An 18365-nucleotide genomic window follows, 5' to 3' on the forward strand; every position below is an offset into this window, starting at 1 on the left:
GGGTGGTCGGTTCGACCGGGGTGGTCGGTTCGACCGGGGTGGTCGGTTCGACCGGGGTGGTCGGTTCGACCGGGGTGGTCGGTTCGACCGGGGTGGTCGGTTCGACCGGGGTGGTCGGTTCGACCGGGGTGGTCGGTTCGACCGGAGTCGTCGGTTCGACCGGGGTGGTCGGTTCGACCGGAGTCGTCGGCTCGACGGGCGTGGTCGGTTCGACCGGGGTGGTCGGTTCGACGGGCGTGGTCGGCTCAACCGGAGTCGTCGGCTCGACGGGCGTGGTCGGCTCAACCGGCTTCGTGCAGTCGATCGCGGCAAGCTTGATCGTCTGGGTGGCGGTCTTGCGATCGTCGGAGATGATCCAGCCGGTGATGGTGTCGGCGAAGATCGTGTCACCGGTCGTGGTCGCGGTGACCGTGACGGTGCTTCCGGCCGTGATGTTACCCGTGAGGGTGTAGGTCACGTCGGCGGTGTTTGCCGGGAGCGTGACCGTGGGGTCGACGACGGTGCCGTCGGTCGTGCACTTCGCGGCCTCGATCGCGATGTCCGCGAGGGAGTCGATCGTCGTCGGAACTTCCGGCGTGGTCGGGTCGGTCGGGGGCTCGCAGGTGAACTCGTCGTCGCCGAGGAACGGGAACGCGTGGAACTCGCTGCCCGTGCCCAGGTCCTGCACCACGTTGCCTGCCGCCCAGAGCCGGCCGTTGATGCCGTTCGCCTTGTTGGTGAGGGTGGAGGCCGGGTTCAGCACGAGCATGGAACCAGCCGGCTGGCCGCCGGCGATGGTGATGTCGGTGGAGTCGGGGAAGATCCACATCGTGTGCGACGCGCGTGCGCCGTACTCGGCACCGGAGATGTCGAGCATCGTGTTGCCGTCTGCTCCGCCGAACTGGTTGTCGACGCCGAGCTTGATCGGGCCGCTGCCGGTCACGCGGATGATGACGATGTCATCCACCGGGATGTTCTCGTACTTCACCGAGAAGTTGTTCTTGTTGATCTCGGCGGCGTCCACCTCGAAGACATGGCGCTTGTGCGTGCCGTCCCCGCGAAGGGTGAGGTACCAGTCGTTCTTCAGACCGGTGACGTACTCCGTGTCGGCTGCAGTGGTGATGCGATCCGCATACGTCTGGAGCGCCGCGGGGTTGGTGGCAGACCAAGCGGCGTAGGGGGCGCCGAGGGCGGCGTCCTTGCCGAGGCCGGTCGTCACCGAGCCGCCGCTCGCGTCGAGCTTGCCCGCACCGGTGATCGAGCCGCCGACGGTCGCGTCGAGGGGAGCGCTGGCGCTGCCGTTCGCTGCCCAGGTGGCCATCGTCACATTCGCGGCGAGCTGCAGATCGCCGCCGACGCGCAGCCCGCTCGTTCCGGCAACGGGGGAGAGGCCCGAACCGACCCCCACCGCACCGAGGAGGTAGTTCTTGTCGAAGGTGGCATCGCCGGCCACAACCAGCTGGCCTTCCATCTCGACGCCGGCCTTCATATGGAAATCGCCGCCCACGAAGACGCTGACGTTCCTGTCGACGGGCTTCGCTTCGACGCCGCCACCGGGGGCGCCGAGGCCTGCGGAGGGGACACATTCGCCGGTGGACGCGGCGGCGGGGGAGATACGGGGCGTGGCAGATGCCATGGCTGCGGGCACGATGGTGCCGGCCGCAACCACGAGCAGCGCCGATACGCCCGCAATTGCATTGCGGAAACGCACAGAAGCCTGCTTTCTGTGGGGGACGGGGATATCGGGGGAGGATCCGTCACAAAAGTCGGGGTTTGTAACCGATCCAAACAAATACATTAACGGACCCTGCTGGGAGGTTCATCAACGACATGCCTCCGTCGAGGAAGCTCTAGCGGGATGGAGGCGGCGGTGGTAAAGTTGAGCCATAGCGACTCAACTTTGTAAGAGATGGGTTGCGCAGAGACTTCAAGGAGACAGATGAACGCAACACAGAACCCCGGTCAGGAGGACCAGCAGAGCGCCCTTGAGCAGTTCGGCATTGATCTGACCGAACGAGCTCGCCAGGGCAAACTCGATCCGGTCATCGGACGGGACTCGGAGATCCGGCGGGTCAGCCAGGTGCTCACCCGCCGTACCAAGAACAACCCGGTGCTCATCGGAGAACCGGGCGTCGGAAAGACGGCGGTGGTGGAAGGGCTCGCCCAGCGCATCATCGCCCGCGACGTGGCGGAGAGCCTCAAGGGCAAGAGGCTGATCTCGCTGGACATGTCGGCACTGGTGGCGGGTGCGATGTACCGCGGCCAGTTCGAGGAGCGCCTGAAGAACGTCCTGAAAGAGATCACGGAATCCGACGGTGAGATCATCACCTTCATCGACGAACTGCATGTGCTGATGGGTGCCGGTGGCGGGGAAGGCTCCGTCGCAGCGAGCAACATGCTCAAGCCGATGCTCGCCCGTGGCGAGCTGCGGCTCATCGGTGCGACAACGCTCAATGAGTACCGCGAGTTCATCGAGAAGGACGCGGCGCTCGAGCGTCGATTCCAGCAGGTCTACGTGGGCGAACCGACGGTCGAGGACACGATCGCCATCCTCCGCGGGTTGAAGGAGCGCTACGAGGCGCACCACAAGGTCGCCATCGCCGACAGCGCGCTGATCGCTGCCGCGTCGCTGTCGCACCGCTACATCCCTTCGCGTCAGTTGCCCGACAAGGCGATCGACCTGATCGATGAAGCCGCGTCACGCCTGCGCATGGAGATCGACTCCGCTCCGCTGGAGATCGATGAGCTGCGTCGTCACGTGGACCGGCTGAAGCTCGAGGAGCTCGCCCTCAAGAAGGAGAAGGATGAGGCATCGCGGGCCCGGCTCAAGAAGCTCCGTGAGGACCTCGAGCAGCAGGAGTCGCGCCTGCGTGACCTGCAGCAGCGCTGGGACCAGGAACGTGCGACCCTGAACCGCGTGGGTGACCTCAAGACGAGGCTCGATGCAGCGCGCTCGGAAGCTGAGCGTGCCCAGCGTGAGGGCAACCTGGAGCGGGCATCGCGGCTGCTCTACGCCGACATCCCGGCGCTCGAGCGCGAGCTCGGCGAGGCGGAGAAGGCGGAGAACAGCGAGGAGCGCATGGTCGGGGACCAGGTGACCGACGAGAACATCGCCGATGTCATCTCGGCCTGGACCGGCATCCCCGTCGGACGCCTGATGCAGGGCGAGGGGGAGAAGCTCGTCCGTCTCGAGGCCGAGCTCGGCAAGCGGATCATCGGCCAGAAGGAGGCCGTGGCCGCCGTGGCTGACGCCGTGCGTCGGTCGCGTGCCGGAATCAGCGACCCGAACCGGCCCACCGGTTCGTTCCTGTTCCTCGGGCCCACGGGCGTCGGCAAGACGGAGCTCGCGAAGGCACTCGCCGAGTTCCTCTTCGACGACGAGCAGGCGATGGTGCGCATCGACATGTCCGAGTACGGCGAGAAGCACTCCGTCTCGCGTCTGGTCGGTGCGCCTCCCGGCTACGTCGGCTACGAGCAGGGCGGTCAGCTGACGGAGGCGGTGCGGCGTCGTCCGTACTCGGTGGTGCTGCTCGACGAGGTCGAGAAGGCGCACCCCGAGGTGTTCGACGTGCTGCTCCAGGTGATGGACGACGGCCGGCTCACGGATGGCCAGGGCCGTACGGTCGACTTCCGCAACGTCATCCTCATCCTGACCTCCAACCTCGGCTCGCAGCTCCTCATCGATCCGACGCTGTCCGACGAGGTCAAGCGTGCGGGAGTGATGGACGCGCTGCGGCACGCGTTCCGTCCCGAGTTCCTGAACCGTCTCGACGACGTGGTGATGTTCCACGCCCTCACCGAGGACGATCTCGCACAGATCGTGGAGCTGGCGGTGGACGCGCTGCAGAAGCGACTGGCGGATCGTCGGCTCACCCTCGCGGTGACGCCGGATGCGCGCGCCTGGCTGGCCGAACGCGGATACGACCCGCTGTTCGGTGCGCGTCCGCTGCGTCGCCTGATGCAGAAGGAGATTCAGGACCGCCTCGCCAAGGGGATCCTCTCCGGAAACGTGCGCGACGGGTCGATGGTCACGGTCGATGTCGCCGCCGACGGACAGGGGCTCGCCCTCACCAGCGCGGCCGCATCCCCCGTTGCGCCGACGAGCGAAGATGACGATGTGGTCGACGCGGAGATCATTGAGTGACACACTGCTGAGCAGAGCGAAGGCCCGCCCGGGCGCATCCGGGCGGGCCTTCGCCGCGTCCGGTGGATTCCGCGGAGACGTCCGGGCAGGCATCATGTGAGGACGAGAATCCGCGCGACGAGGAGCGAGCATGGGCGACGAGGCGACGCGAGAGCCCGGGCCGGACTCCACCGGGGCGCCTGCCGAGCAGCCCCACCAGGCTGCGGGGTGGCAGGCTGAGCCCGCGCGCGAGTGGGAGCAACGTCCCAACCACGCGTGGCAGACCGGTGCACCGGAAACCTGGAACGCGCGTCCCAACGAGGCCTGGCAGACAGGCCTTCCGCACAGCTGGGGCACCCGTCCGAATCCGCTGTGGCAAGGCGGCGCCGCGTCGGAGACCGCACCGACGGTGCCGCTTCCAGCAGAGACCTCGTCGTATCCGACGGCACCGGCCGGACCGCCTGGTGTCGCGGCGGTGTACGGGGCACCACCGCTGAATGTCGGGGCACCACAGCCGGGATACCCGCAGGCGCCTTCGCCGCAGGTCGGAGCACCTCCGCTTCCGGGATCGCTGCCGGACACTCCGCCCTCGCACGCCCCGGGGCAGACGTCGCCACCGAGCTACCCGCATGCGCCTGTTCCAGCACGCGCCGCGCCGCGCCGTCGCACCGCGCTCTGGCTGGGTATCGGCGTGGTCGTGGTCGCCGTGGTCATCACGCTGATCGTGATGTTCTCGATCTGGCTCGGAAACCAGGCGCAGATCCTCTGGAACAGTGCCGCGCATCCCGGCACTACATCCTCGGGTACGCCCGCGCCGGAGAGGGGAACGCCGGCCGCGTCACCGTCCGCCGCCCCGCCTTCCTCCACTCCGACACCCGAGCCCCCGGCGCCGACACCCGACGCCACGGCGCCGGCCCACGAGCCGACGGGTGATCGCGTTCCCCTCGACGTGGCGTCCGCACTCCCGGAGGGCGCCGACTTCACCGTCGCCCCCGGAAGCACCTGGATGGATCTCGGCTCGACCTTCCTCGGGGATGAAAACGGCGAGCTCTGGGCCACTTCCCTCACCGGCATCTACGGCGAGATCTCCGACGAAGACGCACGAGCGGCCACGGAGGCGCTGATCCGGGTGCTCTCCGCCGGGTCGACCGACGGTGTGCAGAGCGTCTGGGTCTCCGGTACGGACGGGCGCAGTTACGAGTTCCTGACCGCAGCATCGGATGGGATCGGCGTCATGGTGCGTGCGGAACCGGACTCCGGGCGTCAGTTCGCGCTGATGTTCGGCGGCACCACCGCAGACGTGGTGGCCAATCTCATCCTGGAGTAGGTCAGTGTGCCGGCCAGGTCACCGTGTCGGTGACGCCCGCCGGGTACTCCTGCAGGGGCACCACGCCGTCTTTCCATGCCTTCTGAATCGGCTCGATGATCCGCCAGCACTGCACCGCGGCATCGCCCCGGACCGACAGTGCGGGATCGCCCTGCAACAGCTCCGAGAGCACCTCAGCGTAGGCCTTGGCGTTTCCGCCCGCCAGATCAGCGTCGAGCGCGGCTCGGTGCAGCGCGAACGGATCCTCGCCACCGTTGACGTTGATCTCCAGCGACATCTGATCCGGGTTCAGGTTGAACCGCAGGACCGCGCCCTCGGCCTTTCCTGTGAAACCATCCGGGACATGGCGCACGGGCTTGAAGTGCACCACCACCTCCCGGCGCGGATGCGACATCGCCTTGCCGGAGCGCAGTGTGAAGGGGACACCCTCCCACCGTGCGTTGTCCACGCCGAACGTGGCCTGCGCCAGCGTCTCCGTCTGGTTGGCGGGATCCACTCCGTCCTCGTCCACGTAGCTCGGAAGTTCGCGACCGTCCACCGACCCCGCGGTGTAGCGGGCGCGGTGCGTGAACGATGAGGGATCGTCGCGCCAGACCCGCGTGGCGCGGAGCGTGGCGCCTGTCGCATCGCGCAGATCGCGCTCATTGAGCGTTGCGGGCGGTTCCATCGCAACGAATGCCAGCACCTGCAGCAGGTGGCTCTGAATCATGTCGACGAGCGCACCCGCGTGGTCGTAGTAGCCGGCCCGGCTCTCCAGTCCCAGCTGCTCATCGTACGAGATCGTGACGTGGGAGATGTGCTCAGCGTTCCAGAGTGGCTCGAACACGCGGTTGGTGAAGCGCACCCCGAGGAGGTTGAGGAGGGTGGATCGGCCGAGGAAGTGATCCACCCGGAAGATCTGGTTCTCCGGGACGAGCGTCGCGACCAGCTCGTTCAGCGACTCCGCGCTCGCGGCGTTCGTGCCGAACGGCTTCTCCAACGCGAGCATGATGCCCGGAGGCAGATCGACGGAGCGCAGGGCCTCGCACGAGGCCGCGGCGACTGCCGGCGGCACCGCGAAGTACAGCGCGATCGATCCGGTCAGCTCGCCGAGCAGACTCGACATGTCCGAAGAGGCGGTGATGTCGGCCTGCCGGTACTCGATCGAGGTGAGCGAACGCAGGCACCCGGCGCCCGCGTTCTCCTCGAACGTGCGGCGCACCAGCGTCACCCATGTCGACTCGTCCCAGTCCTCGCGCCCCACTCCCACGAGCCGGATGCGCAGATCCTGCTGGCGCTCCAGCAGCTGTGCGAGAGCGGGCAGAAGCAGACGCGATGTGAGATCACCCGTCGCCCCCAGGATCACGAGCGTGCTTTCGTTGGTCACACCCACACCCTATGACTCGGATGGGGCTTCCAGGCAGGGGGGAGCACAATCAGGGGCATGTCGGCAGCAATCGAGGACTACGCCCTCATCAGCGATGCACGCACCGGTGCCCTGGTGTCACGAGACGGCAGCATCGACTGGTTCTGTCCGCCCCGCTTCGACGCGCCGAGCGTGTTCGGGGCGTTGCTGGGTGACGAGGAGCACGGACACTGGCGACTGAGCCCGGCCGACGGTGGCGAAGCTCAGCGCCAGTACGAGTCGGAAGACTTCACGCTGATCACGCGGTGGACCACCGGCACCGGCGTCGTGGAGGTCACGGACCTCATGCCGATCGATGGACCGCACACCCACATCATCCGCCGCGTGCGCGGGATCCGCGGATCGGTGCAGATGGCGACCACGGTTCGCTTCCGCTTCGACTACGCCGCCGCGCTTCCCTGGGTGCGCCAGCACCGAGACGCCGGCCCCGCGGCGATCGCCGCAATCGCCGGTCCTGATGCCATGCTGCTGCGAGGCGTGGCGCTCGCGGCCGAGGACAACAGTCACGTGGGCGGCTTCACCATCGCGGAGGGCGAGGTCCGTGATCTCGTGCTCACCTGGTACCCGTCGTTCGAACCGCACCCGGAGATGCCCGAGGTGGATGCGCTGCTGCGTCGCACTCGAACCTGGTGGCAGCGCTGGTCCACCGACCTGCACCGCGAAGGTCCGTATCGAGACGAGGTGAAGCGTTCGCTGCTGGTGCTGCGGGCTCTCACGCACCGCGACACGGGCGGTATCGTCGCCGCGGCCACCACCTCCCTTCCCGAGCAGTTCGGCGGCACCCGCAACTGGGACTACCGGTACGTCTGGCTGCGGGACGCGTCTCTCACCCTGATGTCGCTGATCCGGCACCACCACCTGACCGCAGCGCGGCACTGGCGGTCCTGGTTGCTCCGCGCCATCGCGGGCGATCCGGCCGACGTTCAGATCATGTACGGCATCGCGGGCGAGCGGTATCTTCCCGAGCGCGAGCTGACCACGCTTCCCGGCTACCAGGGCTCGGGTCCGGTGCGCGTGGGCAACGGCGCGGTGGACCAGTTCCAGGCCGATGTGATCGGAGAGGTGATCGTCGCGTTGGATGACGCGCGCCGCGCCGGTCTCGCCGAGGAGGGTTCCTCCTGGTCGCTGCAGCGGGCGTTGATCGGTCGTGTGGTGGAGACCGTCGACCGGCCCGACCAGGGACTGTGGGAGATCCGCGGCGAACCGCACCGTTTCACCCACTCCCGCGCCATGATCTGGGCCGCGCTGGATCGCGGTGTGCGCGCGGTGCGGGAGTTCGGACTCGATGGCGATCTCGAGATCTGGGAGCGACTGCGCGACGAGGTTCGCATCGACATCGACACCCGGGGCGTGTCTGCCGACGGACATTTCACGCAGTACTTCGGGACCGACGAGGTCGATGCCTCGCTGCTCGTACTGCCGCAGATCGGGTTCTGCGCGCCGGACGATCCGCGCATGCTCGCCACCGTCACGCGCATCGAGCGAGACCTCATGCGCGACGGCCTTCTGATGCGGTACCGTGCCGCAACCGGGGTGGACGGCATCGACGAGCCGGAGAACCCGTTCCTGGCGTGTTCGTTCTGGCTTGTGGAACAGTACGCGCGCACCGGCCGTCGCGACGACGCGGTCGAGCTGATGGACCGCTTGTGCGCCCTCACGAACGACCTGGGACTGCTCAGCGAGGAGTACGACGTCGGTGCCGGCCGGCAGGCGGGCAACGTTCCGCAGGCGTTCTCCCACCTCGCGCTCGTGCGTGCCGCCGACGCGCTCGCAGGAGACGGCATCGCCTGACATGACTGTGGCTCCGCCGAGAGACGGAGCCACAGTCATGTCAGGTCAGGAGGTCAGCCCTTGAGAGCCTCCGCGAGCTTCACGCGCCCGCCCATGCGCAGGATCGAGTGATCGTAGATCCGTGCCCCGACGAGGATGGCCAGGACGCAGGAGACGACGAGGATGAGCAGCGACAGCAGCGGCTCCCACCACTGCGCTTCGCCGAGGAAGAGCCGCATCGGCATGCCCACCGGAGCGGAGAACGGCACGTAGCTCATGATCGTCATCACCAGTGGGTTGTCGTTGAACATGATGACGAGGAAGTACGGCGCCATCACGAGCATCGTCACCGGCGTGATCGTGGATCCGAGGTCCTCCTGGCGCGACACGAGCGATGCCGCCGCGGCGAACAGGGCGGCCAGCAGGATGAAGCCGAACAGGAAGAAGATCGCGAACCACACCATCGCCGATCCCAGTAGCGTCAGCACATCGGTCTGCCCGGTGACGATGAGGCCGACGACGGCGATGGCCACCATTCCGACGATCTGGACGATCGCGAGCACCGTGTTGCCGAGGACCTTGCCCGCCAGCAGCGTACGAGTCGAGACCGTCGAGATGAGGATCTCCACGATGCGCGTCTGCTTCTCCTCGACCACCGACGAGGCGATCGTGCCGCCGAACGTTGAGGCGGCGAGCAGGAAGAGCAGACCGAATCCGAACGAGACGATGTAGCGCAGCGCCGGGTTGGTGGTGTCCGGCTCCAGCAGCGTCACCGTGGGAACGGCGGCGAGCTGCATGACGAGGCTGTCGGGCGCGGATGTCTTCGCGATGACGGTGAAGCCGGTGGGGCTGGCTGCATCGGCGACGACCGCCGCATCGACGCTCTCATCCGTGACCGCGCGCTCGGCGGCGGCTCGATCGGTGACCTCGGTGATGTCGAGCCCGGGGACGTTGGCGACGAACGATGCGGCGTCGCTGGTGACGGCAACCGGGGTGTCGGAGCTCTGCTTGGCCGTGAGACCGCCCGCAACGACGGCGACGAGAGCCAGGGCGAACAGCACGAGGGTGGAGATGACGAAGGCCCGGCTCTGCAGCTTGGACATGATCTCCCGCTCGGCGACGAGACCGATGCCCTGCAGCGGGCTGACAGCGCGGGCGGGGGTTGGGGTGCTCACTTGACGACCTCCGTGAAGATCTCGGCCAGCGTGGGCCGCTGGGGGGTGAATGCGGTGACGTCGCCGCGCTCGACGGCGTGGCGCAGCACACGGTGCGCTGCCGCGTCGTCATCGACGTCGAAGCGGGCGTACCCGCCGTCGAACTCGACGACCGTGACGCCGGGCTCATCGCGGAGCCAGCCGATGTCGCCGGAGGTGACGAGTTCGTATCGCGGCTCGGAGAACTCGTCGCGCAGCTGATCACGGGTCCCGCGGGCGCGGACACGACCGGCGGCGATGATGACGAGGTCATCGCACAGGCGCTCGACGACGTCGAGCTGGTGCGAGGAGAAGAGCACGGCGGAGCCTGCGGCCGCCCGGCTCTGCAGCACGCGGGCGACCACCTCGACCGCCATCGGGTCCAGGCCCGAGAACGGCTCGTCGAGGATCAGCACCTCGGGCTCGTGGACCAGCGCCGCCGCGATCTGCGCACGCTGCTGGTTGCCGAGCGAGAGCGTCTCGATCTTGTCGTTCAGGCGCTCGCCCAGACCGAGCTCGGTGAGCAGCGCTTCCGCGCGCTGGGCTGCCTCGGTACGGCTGAAGCCGTGAAGACGGGCGAGGTAGACGATCTGTTCCAGCACCTTCATCTTCGGGTATAGGCCGCGCTCTTCCGGCATGTACCCGAAGCGGCGACGGTCGTCGCCGGTGATGGGTGCGTCGTTCAGGGTCACGGTGCCGGCGTCGGCGCTCAGCACGCCCAGCGCGATGCGCATGGTCGTGGTCTTGCCCGCACCGTTGCCGCCGACGAAACCGGTGAGCCGCCCTTGTGCCACGTCGAATCCCACGTCGTCCAGCACGCGCCGGTCGCCATAGGTCTTGACCAGTCCTTCCAGATGCAGCATCTCGTGCCCTTTCTCTTCGGTGCTTCCACGCTACGAACGTGCTGCGCGGGCGACCTCCCCCCACGGGGGGATATTGCCGCCGGGGGAGCTCCGCCTCAGGGTGGGCGACCACGACACGCCCGAAGAATATTCATTCGCATGTATGGGGAATAGACGCGAAACGCGGTGATGTTGTGCTCGGTGGCAGCAGGAAGCTCCCCACACACGAAAGAAGAACATGAGCACCATCGGCTACATCGTCGGGTCCATCTCGAGCACGTCCATCAACCGCAAGCTGGGCAAGGCGCTGGCCGCCATCGCGCCCGAGGGCACCGAACTGGTGGAGATCCCGATCGCCGAGCTGGGCTTCTACTCGCCCGACCACGACGCGAACTACCCCGCCGAGGCGCTCGCCTTCAAGCAGGCCATCGCCGATGTCGACGGCGTCATCATCATCACGCCGGAGTACTCGCGCTCGATCCCGGGTGTGCTGAAGAACGCCCTGGACTGGGCCGCTCGCCCGTGGGGCCAGGGGTCCTTCGCCGGCAAGCCCACCGCCATCATCGGCACCTCGGGCGGCAACATCTCCACTGCTGCCGCGCAGCAGCACCTGAAGGCGATCCTCAACCACTTCGATGCGCCCACGCTCGGTCAGCCCGAGGGGTACGTGCAGTCGACCCCCGGCCTGTTCGGCGACAACGGCGAGATCGCCGACGAGAACACCGCCGCATTCCTGGTGTCCTACCTCGAAGCCTTCGAGCGCCTCATCGCCCGCTATGTTCCGGCCGCGGAACTCGCGAACGCCTGATCCGTCGCGACGAACGCCCCGGGCAGCGCACAGCGCCGCCCGGGGCCTTCGTCCATGTCGGCTCAGGTGAGCTCGTCCACCTCCACGGTGACGCCGTCGAGGGCATCACCGTCGGGCGTGAAGAAGGCCCGGTCGCAGGAGCTGCACGTGTCGCCGTCGTCCATGTCGGGGCCGGGCACGGGAAGCTGCCACACATTCATCGCGCCGCATGTCGGGCACACAACCGTCACGAGACGTTCTCGAACCGGCGCATCGCCAGCCGGGGTTACCGGCACGATGCGCTGGCCGTCGACGGTGAGCGCGCGGAGTGCTTCGGCGTCGGTCAGACGAGTGACGAGCAGCTCGTAGTGATCTGCTCCGGTCTCGACCTGACTCAGTGCGCCCCCGACCCTGCCGAGCGCCTCGTTCACCGCCACCAGCAGTCGGGGGACGGCATCGCCCCGAGCCGCCGTGGCCGTGGCGGCCTCTTGCTGGGCCGGTGTCCAGACGAACTCCGCCAGGCCCAGGACTGTGGCGCGCTGCTGCGCGAAGCGCGCGATGTCGCCCGGCTCATCCTCCCCGGTCCAGTCGAGCACGAAGGATGGGATGCGCTCGGCATCCGCGAGCAGGGCTGCGAGTTCAGGCGATGGGGATGTCATCCTTCTCCTCAGGTCGATGTCGATGCGTTCAGGCCAGGCCGTTGCGATGCGCGAACACGACTGCAGCGACGCGGTCGCGGACCCCGAGCTTGGCGAGCAGGTTCGAGACGTGCGTCTTCACCGTCGCTTCGCCGATGAAGAGCTCCGCGGCGATCTCCGCGTTGCTGCTGGCCTGGGCAAGCAGCCGCAGCACCTCACGCTCGCGTTCGGTCAGTTCGATCGCGACGCCGGCAGCCGTCACGAGCGGCGTGCCCTCCAGCGCGGGTGCCGGTGACGGGGCCGGACTCGACGCGGCGAAGCGGGCGATCACACGCCGGGTGACCTCGGGCGCGAGCAGCGCATCGCCGGCGGCGACGACGCGAACCGCAGAGACCAGCTCGTCTGCGCCGGCGTTCTTCAGGAGGAACCCGCTGGCTCCGGCTTCGAGGGCGGCGAACAGATAGTCATCACGGTCGAAGGTCGTCACGATGAGCACCGCCGATGCCACCGCCGGATCCGCCACGATACGTCTGGTCGCCTCCAGGCCGTCCATGTCGGGCATCTGCACGTCCATGCAGATCACGTCCGGGTGCAGCGCGGACGCCTGCTGCACGGCCTCCAGGCCGGTCGCGGCCTCGCCGACGACGGACACATCGCCTCCGGCCTCCAGGATCATGCGGAATCCCGATCGCATCACGGCGTGGTCGTCGACGAGCAGGACGCGGATCATGCGGCTCCCGGGGTCAGGGGAACACGGACGCGCACGAGGAATCCGCCGCGTGGCCGTGGCCCGATTTCGATGGTTCCGCCCGAGGCGCTCGCGCGCTCGCGCATGCCGAGCTGGCCGAGGCCGGCCCGGGAAGCGCGCGCGTCCCGTCCGGAGTTGGCCACTTCCAGCTCGACCGCCTCAGCGTCCCACCGCAGCCGCACGTCCGCCTCGGCATGCGGTCCGCCGTGGCGGCGGGCGTTGGTGAGGGCCTCCTGGGCGATGCGAAACAGGTTCGCGTGGGTGGTGTCCGGCAGATCCCGCGGGGATCCCACCTCCGTGAAGCGGGTGGGCATGCCGACCTCGACGGCACGGGCCACCAGATCCGGGATCCGCTCGACGCGCAGCGTCGAGGGTGCGACGTCCGCGGGTGCACCGGCATCGCCGGGAGTACGCAGCGTCTCCAGGAGACCGTGCAGTTCGTCGATCGCACTGCGGGCCGAGGCCTCGATCCCGCGGAGGGCCTCGCCGGCTGCTTCGGGGTTCACCGACATGACGGCGCGGGCCGCACCGGCCTGCACGCCCATCGCCGACACGTGATGCGCCACGACATCGTGCAGCTCGCGTGCGATGTTCACGCGGTCGAGTGCGACCGCCTGGGCCGCGGTGACCTCGCGCTCGTGCTCCAGCTCACGCTGACGCTGACCCAGCGCCTCGCGCTCGAGAGCGCTGCGAAAAGCGCGGTCGCCGAGGTAATACGCTCCGCCGTAGAAGCCGGCGTTGATGAGCAGCTGAATCAGCATGTACGCCACAAACGGGCTGAAGACACCGGCGCGGGAGAGCGACTCATCGATCTGCGGGTCGGGATCCGTGGCGGCGATGAACATGGTGATGAGCAGCCACACGAACATCGCGACGATCATGAGAACTCGCGCGATGAATGCGCGACGGCGATCGTTCACCCAGGCGCCGACGGTGTAGATGCTGATGAACATCGACACGTTTCCGGCGTAGATCTCAGGGATCTTGAACGTGACCGCAAGGAAGTACGCCGTGCACACGACCACCATCACGCTCACCGGGAACCGCCGGCGGAAGGCCAGCGGGAGCGAGATGGCCACCGCGATGACAAGGGCCCACGGCAAGCGGTCCGCCTCGGCGCCGAACACCCCGGAGACGGACGTGAGGGCTGCGCTGATCACCGCGCTGACGAAGATCACACCCGCCAGCCAGATGTCCATCCGCAACTCCTGCGGGGTCGCCGCCGGGCGCTGCGGGGTGTTCATCCGTCCACCGTAGCGGGGACGAGCAGCGCCGCGAATCCGTCGCGCGGGGGAGATGCACCTTTCCGATGTCGGCGCCCCGTGGCACGATGACCCTCGAAGCCCTCGCTCCCCGCGAACCGACAAGGAAGGATCAGCATGACGCAGATCTTCGTCAACCTCGCATCGAATGACCTGGAGCGCAGCAAGGCGTTCTACACGGCGCTCGGATGCGAGATCAATCCGCTGTTCACCGACGAGAACGCGGCGAGCGTCGTCTGGGACGAGAACATCTTCTTCATGGTCCTCACCCGTGAGTATTTCTCGACCTTCACCACGCTGCCCGTCGCGGATGCCACACAGAGCACGCAGGTGCTGATCGCCCTGAGCCGGGAATCCCGTGGTGACGTGGACGCGGTCGCGGCCGCGGGTCTCGCCGCGGGCGGATCCGAGCCGCGTGACCCGCAGGACCTCGGGTTCATGTACTCGCGTGCCATTGCGGACCCGGACGGCAACATCCTGGAGTTCCTGTGGATGGATCCGGCGACGGCAGAATCGGGCCCTCCCGACATGGCATGACGAATGAGGGCCGCCCGGCCGGGCGGCCCTCATTCATTCAGCCGAAGATCATCGGCACGTCGTCGTCATCAGCCGGCTCCAGATCCAGGTCGACGACCACCGGCACATGGTCGCTGGGCTGCTCGCCCTTGCGCTCATCGCGCGCGATGAAGGCGCCGGTGACCGCATCCGCGAAATCCGGAGACCCGAGCACGAAGTCGATGCGGATGCCCTCGTTGCGGGGGAACTTGAGGCGCTGATAGTCCCAATAGGTGTATCCCTCGGGCACGAGGGGGCGGACCACGTCGGTGACGCCGGCCTCCTGCAGGGCGAAGAAGGCCGCCCGCTCCTCGGGGGACACGTGGGTGGAGCGACCCACCACGATGTCGGGGTCCCCGTTGTCCTCGTCGTACGGGATCACGTTGTAGTCGCCGACCAGGGCGAAGCGGGCGTGCGGATCTGTGGCGAGGGTGTCCTGCGTGTGCTGCGCGAGAGCGCCGAGCCAGTGCAGCTTGTATGCCATGTGGGGGTCATCGAGCGAACGGCCGTTGGGCACATACAGGCTCCACACGCGCACTCCGTCAATGGTGGCGCCGATGGCCCGCGCCTCCTGCGGGGCGTCGGGGCCCTCATGTCCCTTCGCGAAGCCGGGCATCCCGGGGAACGCGATCTGCACGTCTTCGAGCGGCAGGCGGCTGGCGATGGCCACGCCGTTCCATTGATTCAGGCCGTGAACTTCGACCTGGTAGCCGGCTTCCTCGAACGGCGCGTAGGGGAATTGCTCCGGCTTGCACTTGATCTCCTGCATGGCGAGGACGTCGACGTTCTCGCGCACGGCGAAGTCGACGATGCGGTTCACCCGCGCACGGACGGAGTTGACATTCCAGGTGGCCAGACGCATACGACCAGCCTAGGTCGTGCGTCGGACATCGATTCACGCGGGGGTCGCGGTCCCCATCAGCACGCCGCGGGCGAGCGAGTGGAAGTGCCGGTTGAATCCGAGGATCGCCGGAGTCGCCGATTCGGCGATCTCGAGGTGGGTGACATCGAGCGCATCGAGCACGAAGAAGTAGCGGTGGGTGCCCGTGCCCGCGGGGGGAGCGGCACCGATGTAGCGCGACAGCCGCATCTCGTTCGGCAGGGTGACCGAGCCGCCGGGAAGGGCCGTCGCATCGCCCGATCCGGCACCGGCAGGCAGCGAGCGCAGGTCCGCAGGCAGGTCGAACACCGCCCAGTGCCAGAATCCGGAACCGGTGGGCGCATCGGGGTCGAACACGCTGAGGGCCAGCGATCGTGTTCCCTGCGGAACCTCGCTCCACGACAGCTGCGGTGACAGGTCCGCTCCTTCCGGGATGGTGCCGGCGCCCCACGCCGTCGGCGGAAGCGGTGCGCCGTCGTCGAAGTCGGAGCTCGTGAGCTCCAGCCGTTCGAATGAGCGCAGCGTGGCGAGCTGCTGGTACGGGTCGAAATCGAACACGTCGGCTCCCTCCTGATGTGCGGTCGTCAGTGCCACCCTAGGACGCCCACCCGAATCGGAACAGTGGAAAGCGCAGCGCTCCCGCAGCGAGGGTGTGTCAGACTTGTGTTACTCGTGAACGCGAGGAGAAGTTGGGTATCGATCGGTGGGGAACTGATCGAGGTCTCCAGGGGGACGGAGACCAGCTGGACGTGCGGGGGCACAATGGGCGATTCATCGAGCGCATTTCAATTCGAGATGATGATGATGCTGCGGCATCTCAATCATCTGCATCGTCAGGTGCAGTGGGAGCAGCCTCCCCTTGATCGCAGCGCGTACCTTCTGCTCAATCGGCTTGAGCTCTCGGGACCGATGACGATCCGCGAGCTGCGCGAGGCGCTGGGGCTGGATGATTCCACCCTGAACCGCCAGACGGCGGCCATCGTCCGTGACGGGCACGCCGAGCGCATCGAGGATCCGGAGGGCGGCGTGGCCCGGAAGTTCCGGGTCACCGCGTCCGGTCGCACGCGTCTGATCGCGGAGCGCGCCCGGTATGAGGAGGCGCTCGAACGGGTGACAGCCGGGTGGGGTGACGACGAAAGCCGGACGTTCGCCGTGCTGGCGCGTCGGTTCAATGAGTCCTTCGAAGGTCTCGAGAACCGCCGCTGGGAGCGCCCCGCATCCTGACACGCCGCTGAATTGTCGTCACAAGGCCGAAAGTGCCCTCCGATGGATGATTCAGTGGACGCATGACTTCCGTTCTGGCACTTGACCTTGGCGGCACCAAGCTTGAAGGCGCACTCATCGAGGCCGATGGCACCGTGCGCCCGGGGACGCGGGTGCGCCGCCCCACCGGTCGCGACTCCACTCCCGAATCCATGCATCTGGCGCTCGCGGAGGTGATCGCCGGTGTCTGTGGCGCTGCGGACTCCTCTGATGTGGTCGCCGTCGGTATCGGCTCAGCAGGACCGTTTCGTGACGGCGGAGATGCGATCGCGCCGGTGAACATGCCGGGTCTGCACGGCTACCAGCTCGCGGCCGACGCTGCCGGTGTCGCGGCGGCGGCCCTCGGCCGGGTGGTGCCGGTGCGCATCGGGCATGACGGCAGCTGCCTGGCACTCGCCGAGGCATGGCTGGGCGCGACCGTCGGCTCGCGCGCATCGATGTCGATCGTGGTATCGACGGGCGTCGGTGGCGGGATCGTCATGGACGGGCGTCTGATCGCTGGCGGCTCGGGCAATGCCGGACATCTGGGTCAGACGCATGTCGCCGAGTACGGGGCCACACTGGAGGAGATCGCCTCCGGGCCGGCCAGCGTCATCTGGGCGCGGTCGCAGGGGTGGGCCGGGGAGAGCGGTGAAGACCTCTCCCGCGATGCGGCGGAGGGTGACGAAGTGGCCCGTGCGGCGATCGTCCGCTCTGCAGACGCCGTCGCACGCGGGCTCGCCGACGCGGCCACGCTGCTGGATCTGGAGGTGATCGCCATCGGCGGCGGCTTCTCGCAGTCGGCCCCGGACTACATCGAGCTGGTGCAGGCCGCACTCACCGAGCACGCCGTGCTGGACTACGCCCGCGGTGCCCGTGTCGTGCGCAGTGCGCTGCACGGCGAGGGCCCGTTGATCGGTGCCGCAGCGGTTGCCCTCCGCGCGGCAGATGAGGACGGAAACCGTAGAATCGGAGCATGACCACGATGCCGACCGCTGAGCTCGAAGCCGACCGTCAGAAGCTGATCGACCTGGTGAAGGCTGAGGCCGTATTCCACGGCGACTTCACGCTGTCCAGCGGTAAGAAGGCGTCGTACTACGTCGACATGCGCCGGCTCACGATGGATCACCGGGCAGCTCCCGCCATCGGCCGCATCGTGCGCGAACTGCTGCGCGACTTTCCCACCGTCACGGCGGTCGGCGGACTGACGCTGGGTGCTGATCCCATCGCGAACGCCGTCATGCACGCCTCCTCCGAGTCCGATGCGCCGCTGGATGCGTTCGTCGTCCGCAAGGAGCCGAAGGACCACGGGCGCGGCCGTCAGATCGAAGGTGCCGAGGTCGAGGGCAAGGACGTCGTCGTCGTGGAGGACACGTCCACCACCGGCCAGTCCGCGCTGAAGGCTGTCGAGGTGCTTCGCGCCGCCGGCGCGAACGTCGTAGCCGTGGCGGTCGTGGTTGATCGTAAGACCGGAGCACAGGCCGCGATCGAGGCAGAGGGCCTGGAGTGGCGTTCGGCCATCGATCTCGATGACCTCGGCCTCGCGCCGCAGTGACCTGAGCGTCGCGCACGAGAGAGTTCCGCGTGAGGGGCGTCCGGATGACAGGGCGCCCC

General features: G+C 67.9%; 17 protein-coding genes. 8 read left to right on the top strand and 9 right to left on the bottom strand.

Annotated features, from left to right (window positions below; genetic code table 11):
• Window positions 1–1690 (bottom strand): choice-of-anchor A family protein (locus tag LQ566_RS09280; protein WP_231091407.1); only part of this gene is annotated, 1690 nt, incomplete at its 3' end.
• Between the two features lie 228 nt (window positions 1691–1918).
• Between LQ566_RS09280 and LQ566_RS09285 the strand changes: the two genes are divergently transcribed.
• Window positions 1919–4123 carry an ATP-dependent Clp protease ATP-binding subunit gene (locus tag LQ566_RS09285; protein WP_231091408.1) on the top strand — a complete coding sequence of 735 codons (2205 nt, stop codon included), beginning with the start codon at window positions 1919–1921 and terminating at the stop codon, window positions 4121–4123.
• 130 nt (window positions 4124–4253) lie between these two features.
• Window positions 4254–5429: a hypothetical protein gene (locus LQ566_RS09290; protein WP_231091409.1), complete on the top strand. Its 1176-nt coding sequence runs from the start codon at window positions 4254–4256 to the stop codon at window positions 5427–5429.
• Between the two features lies 1 nt (window position 5430).
• On the opposite strand, the gene LQ566_RS09295 is transcribed toward LQ566_RS09290, so the two are convergent.
• Entirely contained in the window at window positions 5431–6795 is a 1365-nt protein-coding gene (locus LQ566_RS09295) for a glucose-6-phosphate dehydrogenase (protein ID WP_231091410.1), read from the bottom strand.
• 57 nt (window positions 6796–6852) lie between these two features.
• Here LQ566_RS09295 and LQ566_RS09300 point away from each other — a divergent pair, with 57 nt between their 5' ends.
• Window positions 6853–8625, top strand: a complete 1773-nt coding sequence (locus LQ566_RS09300; RefSeq protein WP_231091411.1) for a glycoside hydrolase family 15 protein — start codon at window positions 6853–6855, stop codon at window positions 8623–8625.
• Between the two features lie 53 nt (window positions 8626–8678).
• Here LQ566_RS09300 and LQ566_RS09305 read toward each other — a convergent pair whose 3' ends face one another.
• Window positions 8679–9779 (bottom strand): ABC transporter permease, encoded by a 1101-nt coding sequence (locus LQ566_RS09305; RefSeq protein WP_231091412.1) that lies wholly within the window; start codon window positions 9777–9779, stop codon window positions 8679–8681.
• A complete protein-coding gene (locus tag LQ566_RS09310) occupies window positions 9776–10660 on the bottom strand; it encodes an ABC transporter ATP-binding protein (RefSeq protein WP_231091413.1) in 885 nt (294 codons plus the stop codon). The genes LQ566_RS09305 and LQ566_RS09310 overlap by 4 nt, the downstream gene beginning before the upstream one ends.
• 217 nt (window positions 10661–10877) lie before the next feature.
• On the opposite strand from LQ566_RS09310, the gene LQ566_RS09315 reads away from it, so the two are divergent.
• On the top strand, window positions 10878–11447 hold the full coding sequence (locus LQ566_RS09315; RefSeq protein WP_231091414.1) for an NADPH-dependent FMN reductase: 570 nt from the start codon (window positions 10878–10880) through the stop codon (window positions 11445–11447).
• A 62-nt stretch (window positions 11448–11509) separates the two neighbouring features.
• On the opposite strand, the gene LQ566_RS09320 is transcribed toward LQ566_RS09315, so the two are convergent.
• Genes LQ566_RS09320 through LQ566_RS09330 form a run of 3 tightly spaced genes read right to left on the bottom strand, consistent with a single transcriptional unit; the run spans window position 11510 to window position 14056 of the window.
• On the bottom strand, window positions 11510–12085 hold the full coding sequence (locus LQ566_RS09320) for a DUF6630 family protein (protein ID WP_231091415.1): 576 nt from the start codon (window positions 12083–12085) through the stop codon (window positions 11510–11512).
• Between the two features lie 28 nt (window positions 12086–12113).
• Entirely contained in the window at window positions 12114–12794 is a 681-nt protein-coding gene (locus LQ566_RS09325; protein ID WP_231091416.1) for a response regulator, read from the bottom strand.
• A complete protein-coding gene (locus tag LQ566_RS09330; protein WP_231091417.1) occupies window positions 12791–14056 on the bottom strand; it encodes a sensor histidine kinase in 1266 nt (421 codons plus the stop codon). Before LQ566_RS09330 ends, LQ566_RS09325 begins: the two co-directional genes overlap by 4 nt.
• Before the next feature lie 135 nt (window positions 14057–14191).
• Between LQ566_RS09330 and LQ566_RS09335 the strand changes: the two genes are divergently transcribed.
• Window positions 14192–14611, top strand: coding sequence for a VOC family protein (locus tag LQ566_RS09335; RefSeq protein WP_231091418.1), 420 nt, complete (start codon window positions 14192–14194; stop codon window positions 14609–14611).
• A gap of 37 nt (window positions 14612–14648) precedes the next feature.
• Here the strand turns inward: LQ566_RS09335 and LQ566_RS09340 are convergent, their stop codons facing one another.
• Window positions 14649–15491, bottom strand: a complete 843-nt coding sequence (locus tag LQ566_RS09340; RefSeq protein ID WP_231091419.1) for an exodeoxyribonuclease III — start codon at window positions 15489–15491, stop codon at window positions 14649–14651.
• Window positions 15492–15524: 33 nt separating this feature from the next.
• Window positions 15525–16103, bottom strand: a complete 579-nt coding sequence (locus tag LQ566_RS09345; RefSeq protein WP_308070772.1) for a YbhB/YbcL family Raf kinase inhibitor-like protein — start codon at window positions 16101–16103, stop codon at window positions 15525–15527.
• A gap of 201 nt (window positions 16104–16304) precedes the next feature.
• Here LQ566_RS09345 and LQ566_RS09350 point away from each other — a divergent pair, with 201 nt between their 5' ends.
• The 3 genes from LQ566_RS09350 (at window position 16305) to pyrE (ending at window position 18306) form a co-directional block, all read left to right on the top strand.
• The gene (locus tag LQ566_RS09350; RefSeq protein WP_231091420.1) at window positions 16305–16733 is read left to right on the top strand and encodes a MarR family winged helix-turn-helix transcriptional regulator; all 429 of its coding nucleotides are present in this window, start codon (window positions 16305–16307) and stop codon (window positions 16731–16733) included.
• A gap of 62 nt (window positions 16734–16795) precedes the next feature.
• Window positions 16796–17731: an ROK family protein gene (locus tag LQ566_RS09355; protein WP_231091421.1), complete on the top strand. Its 936-nt coding sequence runs from the start codon at window positions 16796–16798 to the stop codon at window positions 17729–17731.
• Window positions 17728–18306: an orotate phosphoribosyltransferase gene (gene pyrE, locus LQ566_RS09360; RefSeq protein WP_231091422.1), complete on the top strand. Its 579-nt coding sequence runs from the start codon at window positions 17728–17730 to the stop codon at window positions 18304–18306. Before LQ566_RS09355 ends, pyrE begins: the two co-directional genes overlap by 4 nt.
• Window positions 18307–18365: the final 59 nt, after the last annotated feature.

Source organism: Microbacterium nymphoidis, assembly GCF_021044885.1.
Lineage (GTDB): Bacteria > Actinomycetota > Actinomycetes > Actinomycetales > Microbacteriaceae > Microbacterium > Microbacterium nymphoidis.

Bases quoted from the DNA above. Each gene is read 5' to 3' on its own strand.
- LQ566_RS09285 (WP_231091408.1), top strand. From the start codon at position 1,919: ATGAACGCAACACAGAACCCCGGTCAGGAGGACCAGCAGAGCGCCCTT.
- LQ566_RS09290 (WP_231091409.1), top strand. From the start codon at position 4,254: ATGGGCGACGAGGCGACGCGAGAGCCCGGGCCGGACTCCACCGGGGCG.
- LQ566_RS09300 (WP_231091411.1), top strand. From the start codon at position 6,853: ATGTCGGCAGCAATCGAGGACTACGCCCTCATCAGCGATGCACGCACC.
- LQ566_RS09310 (WP_231091413.1), bottom strand. From the start codon at position 10,660: ATGCTGCATCTGGAAGGACTGGTCAAGACCTATGGCGACCGGCGCGTG.
- LQ566_RS09315 (WP_231091414.1), top strand. From the start codon at position 10,878: ATGAGCACCATCGGCTACATCGTCGGGTCCATCTCGAGCACGTCCATC.
- LQ566_RS09320 (WP_231091415.1), bottom strand. From the start codon at position 12,085: ATGACATCCCCATCGCCTGAACTCGCAGCCCTGCTCGCGGATGCCGAG.
- LQ566_RS09325 (WP_231091416.1), bottom strand. From the start codon at position 12,794: ATGATCCGCGTCCTGCTCGTCGACGACCACGCCGTGATGCGATCGGGA.
- LQ566_RS09330 (WP_231091417.1), bottom strand. From the start codon at position 14,056: ATGAACACCCCGCAGCGCCCGGCGGCGACCCCGCAGGAGTTGCGGATG.
- LQ566_RS09335 (WP_231091418.1), top strand. From the start codon at position 14,192: ATGACGCAGATCTTCGTCAACCTCGCATCGAATGACCTGGAGCGCAGC.
- LQ566_RS09340 (WP_231091419.1), bottom strand. From the start codon at position 15,491: ATGCGTCTGGCCACCTGGAATGTCAACTCCGTCCGTGCGCGGGTGAAC.
- LQ566_RS09350 (WP_231091420.1), top strand. From the start codon at position 16,305: ATGATGATGATGCTGCGGCATCTCAATCATCTGCATCGTCAGGTGCAG.
- LQ566_RS09355 (WP_231091421.1), top strand. From the start codon at position 16,796: ATGACTTCCGTTCTGGCACTTGACCTTGGCGGCACCAAGCTTGAAGGC.
- pyrE (WP_231091422.1), top strand. From the start codon at position 17,728: ATGACCACGATGCCGACCGCTGAGCTCGAAGCCGACCGTCAGAAGCTG.